15 protein-coding genes are annotated in these 13,562 nt (G+C 62.2%); 6 read left to right on the forward strand and 9 right to left on the reverse strand.

Annotated elements, in window-relative coordinates; translation table 11 throughout:
* Positions 1-73: 73 nt before the first annotated feature.
* From AB4Z15_RS00200 to AB4Z15_RS00210, 3 genes are all read right to left on the reverse strand, one after another.
* Entirely contained in the window at positions 74-295 is a 222-nt protein-coding gene (locus AB4Z15_RS00200) for a hypothetical protein (protein ID WP_442005417.1), read from the reverse strand.
* Positions 292-1,497, reverse strand: coding sequence for an anion permease (locus AB4Z15_RS00205; protein ID WP_442015498.1), 1,206 nt, complete (start codon positions 1,495-1,497; stop codon positions 292-294). The genes AB4Z15_RS00200 and AB4Z15_RS00205 overlap by 4 nt, the downstream gene beginning before the upstream one ends.
* Before the next feature lie 179 nt (positions 1,498-1,676).
* Positions 1,677-2,183 (reverse strand): HAD domain-containing protein, encoded by a 507-nt coding sequence (locus AB4Z15_RS00210; RefSeq protein WP_442015499.1) that lies wholly within the window; start codon positions 2,181-2,183, stop codon positions 1,677-1,679.
* Positions 2,184-2,314: 131 nt separating this feature from the next.
* Here AB4Z15_RS00210 and kynA point away from each other — a divergent pair, with 131 nt between their 5' ends.
* From kynA to AB4Z15_RS00225, 3 genes are read left to right on the forward strand one after another with little or no spacing between them, the layout of a single operon-like run.
* Positions 2,315-3,184 (forward strand): tryptophan 2,3-dioxygenase, encoded by an 870-nt coding sequence (kynA, locus tag AB4Z15_RS00215; RefSeq protein WP_442005420.1) that lies wholly within the window; start codon positions 2,315-2,317, stop codon positions 3,182-3,184.
* Positions 3,185-3,218: 34 nt separating this feature from the next.
* Complete coding sequence (gene kynU / locus AB4Z15_RS00220) at positions 3,219-4,457, forward strand: kynureninase (protein ID WP_442015500.1); 1,239 nt, start codon at positions 3,219-3,221, stop codon at positions 4,455-4,457.
* Positions 4,454-5,317, forward strand: coding sequence for a PaaX family transcriptional regulator (locus tag AB4Z15_RS00225; protein WP_442015501.1), 864 nt, complete (start codon positions 4,454-4,456; stop codon positions 5,315-5,317). The genes kynU and AB4Z15_RS00225 overlap by 4 nt, the downstream gene beginning before the upstream one ends.
* Here AB4Z15_RS00225 and AB4Z15_RS00230 read toward each other — a convergent pair.
* The 6 genes from AB4Z15_RS00230 to AB4Z15_RS00255 form a co-directional block, all read right to left on the reverse strand.
* A complete protein-coding gene (locus AB4Z15_RS00230; protein WP_442015502.1) occupies positions 5,304-6,644 on the reverse strand; it encodes an MFS transporter in 1,341 nt (446 codons plus the stop codon). The two genes, AB4Z15_RS00225 and AB4Z15_RS00230, sit on opposite strands and share 14 nt — an antisense overlap.
* 30 nt (positions 6,645-6,674) lie before the next feature.
* Positions 6,675-6,965 (reverse strand): Dabb family protein, encoded by a 291-nt coding sequence (locus AB4Z15_RS00235; protein WP_442005424.1) that lies wholly within the window; start codon positions 6,963-6,965, stop codon positions 6,675-6,677.
* A complete protein-coding gene (locus tag AB4Z15_RS00240) occupies positions 6,962-8,620 on the reverse strand; it encodes an FAD-dependent oxidoreductase (protein WP_442015503.1) in 1,659 nt (552 codons plus the stop codon). Before AB4Z15_RS00240 ends, AB4Z15_RS00235 begins: the two co-directional genes overlap by 4 nt.
* Before the next feature lie 36 nt (positions 8,621-8,656).
* The gene (locus AB4Z15_RS00245) at positions 8,657-9,442 is read right to left on the reverse strand and encodes an SDR family NAD(P)-dependent oxidoreductase (protein ID WP_442015504.1); all 786 of its coding nucleotides are present in this window, start codon (positions 9,440-9,442) and stop codon (positions 8,657-8,659) included.
* 173 nt (positions 9,443-9,615) lie between these two features.
* Positions 9,616-10,410, reverse strand: coding sequence for an IclR family transcriptional regulator (locus AB4Z15_RS00250; protein WP_442015505.1), 795 nt, complete (start codon positions 10,408-10,410; stop codon positions 9,616-9,618).
* A 1-nt stretch (position 10,411) separates the two neighbouring features.
* Positions 10,412-11,143, reverse strand: a complete 732-nt coding sequence (locus tag AB4Z15_RS00255; protein ID WP_442015506.1) for a GntR family transcriptional regulator — start codon at positions 11,141-11,143, stop codon at positions 10,412-10,414.
* Between the two features lie 99 nt (positions 11,144-11,242).
* Here AB4Z15_RS00255 and AB4Z15_RS00260 point away from each other — a divergent pair, with 99 nt between their 5' ends.
* The 3 genes from AB4Z15_RS00260 to AB4Z15_RS00270 are packed head-to-tail and all read left to right on the forward strand — an operon-like array spanning position 11,243 to position 13,516.
* Positions 11,243-11,479 carry an MFS transporter gene (locus tag AB4Z15_RS00260; RefSeq protein ID WP_442015507.1) on the forward strand — a complete coding sequence of 79 codons (237 nt, stop codon included), beginning with the start codon at positions 11,243-11,245 and terminating at the stop codon, positions 11,477-11,479.
* Positions 11,476-12,405: an N-acetylglucosamine kinase gene (locus tag AB4Z15_RS00265; protein WP_442015508.1), complete on the forward strand. Its 930-nt coding sequence runs from the start codon at positions 11,476-11,478 to the stop codon at positions 12,403-12,405. The genes AB4Z15_RS00260 and AB4Z15_RS00265 overlap by 4 nt, the downstream gene beginning before the upstream one ends.
* Positions 12,406-12,445: 40 nt before the next feature.
* Positions 12,446-13,516 (forward strand): SIS domain-containing protein, encoded by a 1,071-nt coding sequence (locus tag AB4Z15_RS00270; protein WP_442015509.1) that lies wholly within the window; start codon positions 12,446-12,448, stop codon positions 13,514-13,516.
* Positions 13,517-13,562 lie beyond the last annotated feature (46 nt).

A 13,562-nucleotide genomic window follows, 5' to 3' on the forward strand; every position in this document is an offset into this window, starting at 1 on the left:
GATCACAATCACGCAGTGATGTAACTTCACTGCTGATTATTCTCCCGAAAGGACTTTGCTGCCAGAGAGGCCGTTACTTTCCGAAGTAGGGCACGATCAAGTAGATGCCGAACAGCACGGCCAGTCCGCAAACGCCGAAACATACGACGGCCAGGGAACGGATGAGTCCAGGCGACTTCTGCTGGGCGTCACCTGCAATTGCGGTGAGGCGTACTCCCAGGGAGTAAAGGACCACCAGTGTCACGGCAGCAACGAGCGTGACGCCGGCAACCTGAAGCAATTCCAGCCACTTCATCGCTGCACATCCTTGTTGTTGACGGACTTTCGGGTTTTCTTCTTCTTGCTGAACTTCACGGCGTGGCCGGCCTCTTCGACTTCCACTGCGTTGTGGTGGCCGACATGGGATTTACGCGAGGCAACAAACATGAAGACGACGGCGGCGCTACCGACGACCGCGGCGATGACCACACCCACGACGCCGATATTCACCAGGAGTGCGGTGAGTCCACCCACGATTGCCGACGCCGGAAGGGTAAACAGCCAACCCAAAGCGATCTTGCCCGCAGTGCCCCAGCGCACGGAGGTGCCCTTTCGGCCTAAGCCGGAGCCAATGACCGAGCCGGAGGCGACCTGCGTGGTGGAGAGCGCGAACCCCAAATGGGAAGAAGCCAGGATGGCGGAGGCCGTGCTGGTCTCCGCCGAGAATCCTTGAGCAGGCTTCACTTCGGTCAAGCCCGAACCCATGGTGCGGATGATGCGCCATCCGCCGGCGTACGTACCGATAGCGATGGCCAGGGCACAGGCGGTCACGACCCAGAACTGGGGACCGGATCCAGGCGCCTGCGTACCTGCTGCGATGAGAACCAGGGTGATGATGCCCATGGTCTTCTGGGCATCATTGGTGCCGTGCGCGAGGGCAACGAGGCTGGAAGTGAAGATCTGGCCGGTCCGGAAACCGCCGCGTTTCTGCGTGAGCTTGTCGCCCGTTTCCGGGTCATGGCGGGACGTCAGCGCATAGGCCAGGCGCGTGCAAAGGTATGCCACGGCGCCGGCGATGAGTGGTGCGAAGACAGCTGGCAGGATCACCTTCTGCAGCACTGTTTCAAAGTTGATGGAGTGTACTCCGATACCCACCACGGCGGCGCCGATGAGGCCGCCGAACAGTGCGTGGGAGGAACTGGAGGGCAGGCCCTTGAGCCAGGTGACCATGTTCCAGAGGATTGCACCCATCAGGCCGGCAAAGATGATGTCCGGCGTGATGTGGATACCGTCCGAGCCTTCCCGGATGAGTCCACCGGAAATGGTTTTTGCCACTTCAGTTGATAGGAACGCCCCAACAAGGTTGAGCACGGCAGCGAGGGCAACCGCCGTCTTGGGCTTGATCGCCCCCGTAGCGATAGGCGTAGCCATCGCATTGGCTGTGTCGTGAAAGCCGTTGGTGAAGTCAAAGAATAGGGCCAACGCTATGACAAGCGCGACCATGAAGGTGATTTCCACCTGTTGCCCAATCTGCAGAGTCGACGTTCAGCAGTTCCACTTCCCCGTACCTGCCATGCACAGCATAGTTCAGCCAATGTTCAACTGACTGGACTTGCCGCACTCTATCCGGCGGGCTTGAAACCTTTTGAATCCTACGTGCCAACCACCGAGCCGACAAACATTTACCGGCGCTTCGCTCAACCGAGGAAGGTCCGGACCGCGGCAAGATCGCAGCGGGAGAGTCCCTTACGCGGATCCGGTGAGATGCAAAGCACACGATCCTCGTGGTATTCGGCCCAGGAACGGGCGTCTGACTCTTGGCCAAGTTGGTCATCCAGCCATACGAAGCGTTCAGCCCCAATCGCGGCCAGGTCCTTCTGGAGCGCGCCCAGTTTCCACCATTCCGGGCTTTGGTCCCAGCCCTGGCTGGAGAGGACAGGCCAGTCCTCGCCCTTCAGTCCAATGGCAGGGCAGAGGAACTCCGGGGCAAGGCGTTCCCAGGTGGTAAGCCAAACAAAACGGGCGAGGGGATGCTCCGAGATCTCGTTCAGTTCGGCCACTGCCTCCGGCGCGAACGCGACGTCAAGGATGCCGGCGTCGGCGATTTTCCACTCGCCGCCCCAATCAGTGACGCCTTGGGGCCCGAACGGGTTCACCACGCCGTCGACGTCCAAATATATGGACACCGGCATGTTGGAGGCCATGGCCGTCCTCCCTTCCCCCAGGTTCCGGTGTATCAAGCCCAGCGTACGGTACGGCGGAGAACTTCAGGGGAAGAACATACAAACCAAATCATTCTCTTGACGTTCGTCATGGAAGTGATAATCTCGAAGGTATGGAAAAGCCCCCAGTCCATTCCCCCCAAAGTGTCCGCCACATTGAAGACTCTGTCCGCACCGATTTCCGGCATGCGATGTCCTATGGCGGCTACCTGGACCTGGACCACCTGCTCAGCTCCCAGCATCCGCTCAGCCAGCCGGAGCACCACGACGAACTGCTGTTCATCATCCAGCACCAGACCAGCGAGCTTTGGCTCAAGCTGGTCCTTCATGAGCTGCTGGAAGCCCGCAGGCTCTTTGACCTTGACAACCTTGGCAAGGCACTCAAGTGCATCGCCCGCGTCAAGGCCATCCAGCGCACCATGACCGAACAGTGGTCGGTCCTGGGTACGCTCACACCTCGCGAGTATGCTCAGTTCCGCGGCTTCCTGGGCAGTTCCTCAGGTTTCCAGTCGTACCAATACCGTGGCGTTGAATTCCTGCTGGGCAACAAGAACCGTGGCATGCTGCGGGTCTTCGAAAGCGACCCCGAGGCACATGCGCTGCTCAGCAGGCTGCTGGAAGAGCCCACGCTGTATGACGCCTTCCTGGCGGTGCTTGCCCGCGCCGGATATGACATTCCGGCAGACATCCTTGAGCGGGACACCAGCGAGCCGTGGACCTTCCGCAAGGATCTGGTGCCCGTCTTCCAGAAGATCTACGAATCGGACGATACCCAATGGGGACTGTACGAGGCGTGCGAAGACCTGGTGGACGTCGAAGACAACTTCCAGGCCTGGCGGTTCCGCCACCTGCGCACGGTCCAGCGGACCATCGGGTTCAAGGTGGGCACCGGCGGCTCTTCAGGTGTGGACTTCCTCAAACGTGCCCTTGATCTCACCTTCTTCCCCGAGCTGTACGCCGTCCGTACTGAGATCGGCAACTAGCAAACTTCCGGCCACTACTCCCCAGGAGGGAACCATGACTACCGCTCAGCAGACCCAATGGCCAACGTCGGCCGAACTGGACGCCGCAGATCCGCTCGCCGCCCAGCGTGAGGCCTTCTACACGCCCGACGCCGGACAGCTCACCTCTTATCTGGACGGCAACTCACTCGGACGCCCGTTGAAGGTAACTGCTGCCAGCCTGCAGTCGTTTGTCCAGGACGCCTGGGGCAGCCGCCTGATCCGCGGCTGGGACGAACAATGGATGGATGAGCCTACCCGCGTTGGCGACCGCATTGGCGAAGTGGCGCTTGGTGCGGCGCCCGGGCAGGTCACTGTGGGCGACTCGACGTCGGTCATGCTCTACAAGCTGATTCGGGCAGCGGTAGATGCCCAGCCAGGGCGTGACGAGATCATCATTGACCGCGACAACTTCCCCACGGATCGCTTCATCATCGAAGGGATCGCCAAAGAACGCGGGGCAAGCATCAAATGGATCGCGGCCAACCCCTCCAGCGGCGTCCGTGCCGCGGATCTCGACGGGCTCCTGGGCGAGCGGACCGCCGTCGTGGTTCTTAGCCATGTGGCTTACCGCTCGGGGTTCCTTGCAGACGCGAAGGCAATCACCGGCAAAGTACATGCTGCCGGTGCCCTCATGCTCTGGGACCTGTGCCATTCCGTAGGTTCCGTGCCGTTGGAACTTGATGCTTGGGACGTTGACCTGGCCGTCGGCTGCACCTACAAGTACCTCAACGGTGGTCCGGGCTCCCCCGCGTTCGCATATGTCAACGCCTCACGGCAAGACGCGCTCCAGCAGCCAATTTGGGGCTGGATGGGGGCGGACAATCCGTTTGGCATGACGGATTCCTACCGCCCCGCAGAGGGAATCCGCCGGTTCATCACGGGTACTCCTCCGGTTCTTGCCATGCAGCCAATCAAGGACATGGTGGAACTGATCGCCTCCGTGGGCATGGATGCGGTCCGGGAGAAGTCCGTCAAACTCACGGAGTACGCGATTGCCCTGGCCGAAGAACTCCTGGTGCCACTTGGCGTGGAAATCGTGAGCCCCCGCGACGCTGCCGAGCGTGGCTCGCACATCACGGTGGACCACCCGCTCTTTGCCGACGTCACAGCCAAACTGTGGGAGCAGGGCGTCATCCCTGACTTCCGTCCCCCGCATGGTCTGCGCATCGGCCTCTCTCCCTTGAGCACAAGCTACGCCGAGGTTGAGCTGGGAGTGACCGCTATCCGCGACGCCCTCGCCGAACTGCTGTGAGTGCCGTCCTTGACGATATGGACTCCCGTCCCGGGAGTACCACATCGTTGCTGCGAACAGTCATCGGCCTGTACTTGCGGGAAGCCGGCGGATGGATGTCGGCCAAGGACATCGTCGTCCTCATGGAGGCCCTGGGCACATCCGGGACAGTGACCCGGACGGCCCTGGGCCGCCTCCGGAAGAAGGACGTGGTGCTGCAGGAGACGCGCGACGGGATACCCGGATTCACCCTGACCGAGGGCGCGGCCACCATGCTGGCCCGCGGCGACCGCCGCATTTACAACCCCATCAGCATGTCACCGTCCGATCCATGGTGCCTGGTGTCCTTTTCGATTCCGGAGACCGAGCGGGAGAAGCGCCATCAGCTGCGGCGAAGGCTCCACTGGATTGGGTGCGGGACTGTGGCCGCCGGCTTGTGGATTTGCCCGGATACCCTTCGCGGCGAGGTGGAGGAAATCCTTGCCGACCTCGGACTCCGAGGGATGGCAACCCTCTTCGTCACGCAAACCCCACTGGTGGGCGGCACCCTCCAGGAGGCTGCGTCAGCTTGGTGGGATTTGGATTCGGTGGCGGAGCTGCACAAGGATTTCATCCGGGAGCACGGCGCCGCGGTGCCTGAACCGGACAGCGGCGTGATCGGAGCGACCCAGGGGGCCTTGGCCAGGTACGTCCAATGCATCGACCGCTGGCGGATCATCCCGTACCTCGACCCCGGGCTGCCCGGCACATTCCTGCCTGAAGACTGGCCCGGGGCCGAAGGCACTGCGCTGTTCAAACGGATTGTGGAGGCCTACGCGGAACCAAGCGCGGAGTTCGTGCGCCGCACCCTGGAGGGAAGCGCGATGGTTACTGTTTCCTAGCGGCCACCCCAAGCCAGTACGGCGAGCCGAGCTCGTCAATGGGCGTTCTTGCCGTCTCCCGGGAGAAGAAAGCTGCCACTGCGGCGATGAGCATGCAGAGGACCGCGAAGCCCGCTACCGGTAGCCAGCCGTCGTGGCCCTTACCCAGGAGGAGTCCGGCGATCAGCGGGCCAAATCCAGCCACCACCAAACCAAGCTGGTTTCCCAAAGCCATGCCGGAATAACGGACCGGTGAAGCGAACAGCTCGGCGAAGTAGGCTGGCCAGATGCCGTTGAAGCAGGAATAGAGCAGCGTCATGTTGGCAAATGCTGCAGCAAAGACCAGCATGATGTTGCCGGTGGACAACGCGGCGAAATAGGCGAAGATCGTGACCGAGCAGCCGAGGGCAGCCGTCAGGAGAAGCGGCCTGCGCCCCACCCTGTCAGAGAGCTTCGCAGCCAAAGGCATCACGAACATCGACAAACCAATGGCTACGGCGTTCACCGTCAGGATCGATGCTTTGTCAAAGCCCGCCGATCCTGTGGCGTAGGACAGGCCGAACACCGTGAAAATGGTTTGCATGACGGACATGATGGACATGCCCACTACCCTGATCACATCCCCGGACTGGAAGCGCAGGACCTCGCGGATCGGCATGGGTGCTACAGCCTGGCGGTCCTTTGCTTCCTCGAATACCGGCGTCTCGTCCAAATGTGTGCGCACCCAGTAGGCGATGGCCAGGACCACGATGGACAACCAGAATGGAATGCGCCAACCCCAGCTCATGAGTGCTTCAGTGGGCAACGCAGCTATTGGGATGAACACGAGGGTTGCGAGGACCATTCCGGAGGCGTAGCCGGTCATCACAAAACTGGTGAAGAAGCCACGGCGGCCCTCCGGGGAGTGTTCCAAGGTCAGGGTAGAGGCGCCCGCCGATTCCCCACCGGCCGAGAAGCCTTGTGCAAGCCGACCAATCACCAGCAGGATTGGCGCCCAAATGCCGATCTGGCTGTAGCTGGGCAGGAAACCGATGCCCAGGGACGCGGTGCCCATCACCCCCAGGGTGATGAGCAGGACCTTCTTCCGGCCCAGCTTGTCGCCGAAGTGTCCCATGACCATGCCGCCTACCGGGCGGGCAACATACGCGACTCCAAAGGTAGCGAATGCCCCGATGAGTCCCATTGCAGGGTCCTCGGACGGAAAGAACAACGGGCCGAAAACCAGGGCGGCAGCCGAACCGTAGATGAAGAAGTCGTAGTACTCCAGGGTGCTTCCCAGAAAAGAGGCGAGTGCGGCTTTTCGTGGGGTCTTACGCAGCGCTTGGGGCTGCCGGGTGGTGCTTAACATAGCGATTCTCCTTTGAATGGCAGACCGGGCTTACAACTGAAAATCAACGGCGATGATCTGCTCGCTGTTGGGGAACGAGTACTTCTTCAGGGGCTCATGCAAGGGGTGGGTGTTGTAGACCTCGATGTCTTCCACGGCGTTGAAATCGGCCACAATGGCGTAGTCGAAGGAACGCCCGTGCTGGAGGATGTCCGGGCCGTGGGTGAGTGTCAATAGCCCAGGAACATTGCCGGCCATCCGGTCAAGGCCTTCGATCCAGGCGGCTTTGTCCAGCGCTGGGAAGTCAGGTTTGAACTTGAACAAGACCGTATGGCGGATCATGACGCTACCTCGGCCGGGAGACCTTCATATTCTGCCGTTTGGTTCGCAAGAGTCCTGCCCGCCAGGTATCCCATGGTCATTATGGGGCCCAGGGTTGCGCCCGCTCCGGGGTAGCCGGCAGCGTAAGCATTTTCCGTGGTATTTCCGGCAGCGAACAGCCCGGAGATGGGTTGCCCGTCCACGTCCAGAACCCGGGCGAGACCATCAGTGGCTACGCCTCCGTTGCTGCCGAAGGCACCGTTGACTACCTCCATGGCGTAGAACGGACCAGTTTGTAAAGGCCCCAAGGAGGGGTTGGGCCACGGGCAGTCGTCGTCGCCCCAGTACTTGTCGTAGGCGCTTTCGCCACGGCCGAAGTCAGGGTCTTCGCCTTTGACTGCGAATTCGTTAAAGCGTTGGACCGTGGCTGCCAGATTCTCCGCAGGGACGCCGATCTTTCCGGCCAGTTCCACCAGCGTGGGAGCCTCGATCAGGTAGGCCGGCGTCGGCTGGCCCGCCCGGTGCGCCAGCACACCGTACCGCTCCAGGTAGCTGTGATCGAACACCGCGTGTGCAGGGGTGTTCAAGGTCTGGTTGTTGGGCGAATCCCACGACTGCAGGCATCGGGCGAGGTCGTTGTAGTTTTGGGCCTCGTTGGCGAACCGACGCCCGTGGCGGTTCACCATGAGCGAGCCCGGTCCCTGCCGTTCGAACCGGAGCAGTGTGCCAATGGGCGCGCCATCCCGTGTATCCCCCGTGATGGACATGGGAGCCCACCACGCCTCCCGGGTTCCGCGGGTTTGTGCCCCGATCCGCTGGGCCATCCTGAGTCCGTCTCCCGTATTCGAAGGGGGCGAGCACATAATGTACAAGCGCGATGCCAGGAGCGAGTCCGCCAAGGCCTTGTCCCATTCGAAACCGCCGGTGGCCAGGACAACGCCGTCATTAGCGTGGAAAGCCTCACCCGACTCGAGCCTTACGCCCACTACCCTGCCGTCGTCGTGCAACAATCGATCACCGCGCGCACCGACCACCAACGAGGCACCGTCGCGGACCAAGCTGGCCAGCAACATCGCGATGAGGGCCTGGCCCTTGGCCACGAGGCCGTCCTCTTGCCGCTGGCTGAGCTTCTCCCAAGGAAATTTGGTGAAAGCACCCCACGTTTCGTATTCCTGCATGGTGAAAGGTGCCCGGCCGTCGGAGCGGACATGCTCTGCCAGCCCGCCAAGTGCTTCACGGATGTTGAAGAGCTCCGGTTCAACTGTCCTGCCGCCTGTGACGGATCCGGGGAGATCCTGACGATAGTCCGGAAAGTTCTCCAGGAAGATGAAGCGTAGTCCGCATTCGTCCTGGGTGAAGCGGAGCATCGCGTCCCCGTAGTTCAACGCGGCATCCAGCAGTTCTTCCCTGCCTCGGCCCCGGGCGACGGCCCGGACGTAGCGGGCGGCGTCGTTCTTGGAATCGCTTAGCCCGGCCGCACGGGCATGGTGGTTGTCAGCCACCCACAGCATCCCGCCGGACACTGCGGACGTACCGCCCAACAGTTGGGTCTTTTCAAGCACGACGACGGACTTGCCGGCGCGTGCGGCAGTCGCCGCTGCGGTCAAAGCGCCTGCACCGGAACCAACCACTACGACGTCATAGGTATCGGAACGTGTGCCGTTCAGGAATTTCATGATCATGCCTCTCTGGAAAACGGTGGTGCGTGAACGTCAGACAGCTGTATAGCCGCCGTCGATGACAAGCTCAGAGCCGGTGGTGAAACGGGATTCATCGGAGGCGAGATAGAGGACTCCGTAGGCTATTTCGTCCGGTTCGCCCTGGCGCGGTAGCGGGTTTCCGCCCACGAGCTGCTTGTAGTAGGCCTCGGGGCCGATATCGGACTGCTCAGCCGAGCGTTGGCTCATCCTGGTGTTCATGGAACCCGGGTGGATGGAGTTCACCCGGATACCGTGAATGCCGTAGGCTGCCGCATCGGACTTGCTCAGGAGCCGGACGGCACCTTTGGTGGCGTGATAAAGCGGGACATTGCGTCCACCGGTGATTCCGTGGATGGAGGAGAAGTTGATGATGCTTCCCGACTTCTTGTGGATCATCCCCGGGACGACGTACTTGGTCATCAGCCATACGCCTTTGACATTGACGTCAAAAATGACGTTGAAATCATCAAGGGTTGCAGTGTGGCTGGCTCCCGCTGGTCCGATGATGCCGGCAGCGTTGACCAGGACGTCCGGAGTGCCGAGGTCTGTGGTTACTTGCCGGACAGCCAGGGCGACGCTCGATTCATCGGTGACATCGACGTCGTACTCCTCAACTCCCGGGTGCCCGGGCCCGCTGCCCGTTCCTGCCCGGTCCAGGCTGGCGACCACTGCCCCGTGGTCCGCCAGCAAACGGGCTGTTGCGCTGCCCAGGTCACCCCTGCCGCCCGTGACCACGGCTACCTTGCCGGCCACGCGGCGTGCCGTCCTTGCTGGAATTGGATGCGCTCCAGTCTCCATGAACAACTCCTCCTGCCGCGGGATTGCGGCTGCTCAACCATCGATTCGACGCAGGGCAGCACGGAATAGCCCGTTGGGGCTGAAAATTGTGGTTGCCGGGCGAGCTGCCCTGCTTGAACTCCACTCTTCCAGCGACCTGTGAGTGGGAACACAACGTTACCGATGAACGGGAATCAGATATTGCCGTTGCTCTGCCGCAAGGTTCGTTTTAGTTCGCCGCGCCACCCTAAAGCACGTGAGATGCCGCGGGCCGCCGTCATCAACACAGGCACGCGGATGGCGGCATTTTCTTCATTCCGCGGTACGACGACGCTAAGGGCTGCCACCACTGTATTGGAGCGGTCAAAGACGGGAACGGCGATGCCGCTGGACTCCGGGACGATGATTCCGGGCATGGACGCGAAGCCCCGTTGGCGGATGCTTGCCAGATGGCGGCGCAGTTCAGCCGGATCGGTGAGCGTCGCATCCGTGAACTTTTCCAATGGCCGTGACAGGAAGAGGTCCTGGTATGCCGCCGGAGAGTGGGCCAACAAGACCAGGCCGGAGGAAGTCCCGTGCACCGGAAGGCGTCCCGCGACCTTCGTAATATCCACCATGGAATCCCTGGAGCCGATCCGCTCGATGTACAGGACTTCATCCGAATCCAGGATTCCCAGCGTTGTTGAATGCTGCACCACCGCCTGGACGTCCTCCATGAACGGCAGGGCAGCTTCACGAAGGCCGACCATCCGTGAACTTCTGGAAACGAGTTCCCAGAGCCGCGTACCTATGCGAACCTCGCTGTTGGTTTCCCTTTCCAGCAGCCCCTCCGCGAGCAGTTCATCGACCAAACGGTACGTGGTGGTGACGGGGAGCCCGGACCGGCGGGCAAGACCTGCCACACTCATGGTCCGGTGGCCGTCGTCGAAAGCTCCAACCAAGCGAACGACGCGGCGGATTACGGATTCGCCCGATTGCGAGTTGGCCATTTCAGGAGCCGGACTTCACACGTGAGACGAACCGGAAGCGGTCGCCGCGAAACGTGCTGCGCGTCCACTCGACGGGGACGCCTGCAGCGTCCCGCGCCAGGCGGTGGACCACCAGCAACGGCGCCCCCATTTCAATCCCGAGGAGCCGGACGTCCTCGGGCCCGGCAAGTGCCGTTTCCACGGTGTCCTCAACGTCGGAGATGTGGATGCCGTACATGTCGGCCAGGGCTGTATAGAGCGAACCGGCCTTCTCGAGGTTTGCCTTGAACCGCGGCAGCTTGCCTGGGAGGTAGGCGATCTCGTGGGCCAGCGGTTCGCCGTCGATTAACCGGATTCGCTCAAGCCGGGTGACAACAGCGCCGTCGTCGAGCCCCATGTGCGCCGCGACGTCGATGTCCGCCTTTGCTGTTGCAAGGGACAGAAGCTGCGAGTCGGGCCGAAGGCCTTGGTTCTTCGCGTCGTCGGAGAAGGAGGTGAGCTGCCGCACGTGGGTGATCTTTGGCGGCGCCACAAAGGTGCCGTGCCCTTGGATGCGGCCCAGTTTCCCTTCTGCAACCAGCTCGCTAATGGCCTGCCGAACGGTGGTGCGGGACGTCTTGTACTTCTCAGCCAGCGCCCGCTCCGTGGGAATGAGCGTGCCCGGCTGCTCTCCGGCGATCGAGGCAAGCAGCTCGGTCTTGAGGAGGTAGTACTTGGGCGTTGCCGGCGTGGCATTGGAGGACATATTGGACATCCTACTTGTAGACAACGTCATTGGTCTATGCCAATCTTGTTCAGGTTGGTCTAAACCAATTGCAGAGAAGCTCCGAAAACGATAGGTGCCAATGTCCTGGTGGCAGCCTTCTTCCTGACCATGCTCCAGCGATTGGGTGGTGCAGGCACCTTCGCAGTGTTCGGTGTTCTGGCTATCCTCGGCTTTATGTTTGTCCGCAAGTTCGCTCCCGAGACGAAGGGCCGCCCCTTGGAGGAAATACAGCAGTACTGGGAAAACCGTGGGAAGTGGCCGGAGGCTGAGGCAGCCGGGCAGGTCCCCCCACAGGAAATCACCGAAGTGGCGGCTAGCCGATGACGCCGGCAGTGTTGGGCCTTCATATTGGAGGTTCCAAGACACATGCTGTCCGTTCGGACCTGGACTCGGACCTGAGCTCGCACTCGGGCCTGGGCGCGGCCGTAACCAGCAGGGCACCTCTGGAGATCACTGAGGCGAGCGCCAACCTGTCCTCAGTGGGTCATCAGGGAGCAGATGCCGTGCTGCGGCGGATCGCGGCAGCCCTTGGTGACGGCGTCGAAGCGGTTTGCGCAGGCGCCGCGGGGGCGGATACTCCTGCCAGCAGGGCAGTCCTGAGTGCCCTGCTGACGGAGTATTTTCCCGGCGCCAGGATTGACGTGGTCCATGACACCCGCATCGTCCTCGCCGCAGCAGACCTCGACGCCGGAGCGGTCCTGGTCGCAGGCACCGGCTCGGTAGCTTGGGGCCGGAACCGGGAGGGACGGGAAGCGCGCAGCGGAGGCTATGGCTACTTGCTCGGCGATGAAGGCGGAGGCTATTCCGTGGTCCGCGACGCTGTTCGGGAGGCCCTGCGGGAGTACTACGCGGGGCTGGAACCCGGCACCATGGTCAACGCCCTTTTGGCTGCGACTGCGAGCGCGGACGCGCTGCAGCTCATGGATCTGTTCTATGCCAAGCCTGAGCCGGACCATTGGGCGGGCCTTGCCCCGTTGGTCCTGGATCTTGCGGTTGAAGGTGATCCTGCTGCGTTGCGGATTCAAGCGGAAGCCGCACATTCCCTGGCCACGCTGGCCAGGCAAGTACTGGGCGAGCTCGGATTGGACCTTCCGTTGGTGATGGCTGGTGGCCTTCTGGTCAATCAACAGCAGTTGGCGGGCGCTGTTGCCCGCAAGGTTGCCGTGGATGATCCGTCGTTGATCAGGATCCTGAGCCAGGCGCCGGTGCACGGGGCCGTAAAGCTCGCACGGCAGCTGATCCAGCCCTGACTCCCAGAGATTTTGCCCCTTCGAACAACAGACAGGAACCATGACGATCACTCCTACCTCCCCAGACGTCTCGAACCATACTCCCGGCGTGAAGATGGCCCATGAGATCGGCGAGCAGCCCCGGGTTCTTGCCGGACTCCTGGACTCGGGTCGCCACCAGTTCGTGGCGATGGCGGACATCATCAAGAAGGCGAGCCCTCGGTTTGTCCTGCTGGCCGCCCGCGGCACGAGTGACCATGCGGCTTTGTACGCGAAGTACCTCATTGAAATCAGCTTGGGGCTGCCGGTTGGCCTCGCGTCGCCGTCGACCCTCACCGCCTATGGCGCCACGCCCCAACTGGAGGGCGTGCTGTGGTTGGCGGTTAGCCAGTCCGGCGGCTCACCGGACCTGGTGGAGTCGACGGCGGCAGCTCGCCGTCTGGGCGCCCTCACTGTTGCGGTGACAAACTCGCCGGAGTCCGCGCTGGCTGGGGCGGCGGAGCATCATCTGGATATTCGGGCGGGAAGCGAAACTGCAGTTGCTGCTACCAAGAGCTACACGGCGCAGCTTCTGGCCCTGTGGTTGTTGGTTGATGCGTGGCGTGATGGGACGTTCGCCGACGCCGCGGGCCTTCCAGAGTGGGCCGCTTCCGTCCTTGCCGACGACACCGTGCTGGAGGTCGCTGGTGGTTACCGCTTTGCGGATCGCATCGTCACTACGGGTCGTGGCTATTCCTACCCCACGGCGAGGGAAGGCGCCTTGAAGCTCATGGAGACCTCCTATCTTCCTGCCCAGGCATTCTCTGGCGCGGATCTGCTGCACGGCCCGTTCGCGATGATCGACTCCCAGCACCCTGTGATTGCAGTTGTACCGGAGGGAATCGGAGGTGCGGCGATGCGCCCGGTCCTGGACAGACTTGCGGACCGGGGGGCGCACGTGTGCGTGGTGGGCGATCCCGCTGCCGCCCTTCCAGGCAGTTTGGTGCTTCCTTTGCCTGCGGGCGTTCCCGAGGAGCTTTCTCCTATCCTGCAGATCCTGCCCCTCCAGCGACTGGCGTTGCAGTTGTCGGTGGAGCGCGGCAATGATCCGGATGCGCCGCGGGGCCTGCTGAAGGTCACCGAAACCTGGTAGGCGCAGCAACCTAGTGCGCACCGGTGCGTGGCTGGATGTGCAGGCT

The sequence above is a fragment of the Paenarthrobacter sp. 2TAF44 genome (assembly GCF_052114885.1).
In the GTDB taxonomy this organism is placed as follows: Bacteria; Actinomycetota; Actinomycetes; order Actinomycetales; family Micrococcaceae; genus Arthrobacter.

Bases quoted from the DNA above. Each gene is read 5' to 3' on its own strand.
- kynA (WP_442005420.1), top strand. From the start codon at position 2,315: ATGGAAAAGCCCCCAGTCCATTCCCCCCAAAGTGTCCGCCACATTGAA.
- AB4Z15_RS00270 (WP_442015509.1), top strand. From the start codon at position 12,446: ATGACGATCACTCCTACCTCCCCAGACGTCTCGAACCATACTCCCGGC.
- AB4Z15_RS00250 (WP_442015505.1), bottom strand. From the start codon at position 10,410: ATGGCCAACTCGCAATCGGGCGAATCCGTAATCCGCCGCGTCGTTCGC.
- AB4Z15_RS00240 (WP_442015503.1), bottom strand. From the start codon at position 8,620: ATGAAATTCCTGAACGGCACACGTTCCGATACCTATGACGTCGTAGTG.
- AB4Z15_RS00245 (WP_442015504.1), bottom strand. From the start codon at position 9,442: ATGGAGACTGGAGCGCATCCAATTCCAGCAAGGACGGCACGCCGCGTG.
- AB4Z15_RS00235 (WP_442005424.1), bottom strand. From the start codon at position 6,965: ATGATCCGCCATACGGTCTTGTTCAAGTTCAAACCTGACTTCCCAGCG.
- AB4Z15_RS00210 (WP_442015499.1), bottom strand. From the start codon at position 2,183: ATGGCCTCCAACATGCCGGTGTCCATATATTTGGACGTCGACGGCGTG.
- AB4Z15_RS00265 (WP_442015508.1), top strand. From the start codon at position 11,476: ATGACGCCGGCAGTGTTGGGCCTTCATATTGGAGGTTCCAAGACACAT.
- AB4Z15_RS00200 (WP_442005417.1), bottom strand. From the start codon at position 295: ATGAAGTGGCTGGAATTGCTTCAGGTTGCCGGCGTCACGCTCGTTGCT.
- AB4Z15_RS00230 (WP_442015502.1), bottom strand. From the start codon at position 6,644: ATGTTAAGCACCACCCGGCAGCCCCAAGCGCTGCGTAAGACCCCACGA.
- AB4Z15_RS00255 (WP_442015506.1), bottom strand. From the start codon at position 11,143: ATGTCCAATATGTCCTCCAATGCCACGCCGGCAACGCCCAAGTACTAC.
- kynU (WP_442015500.1), top strand. From the start codon at position 3,219: ATGACTACCGCTCAGCAGACCCAATGGCCAACGTCGGCCGAACTGGAC.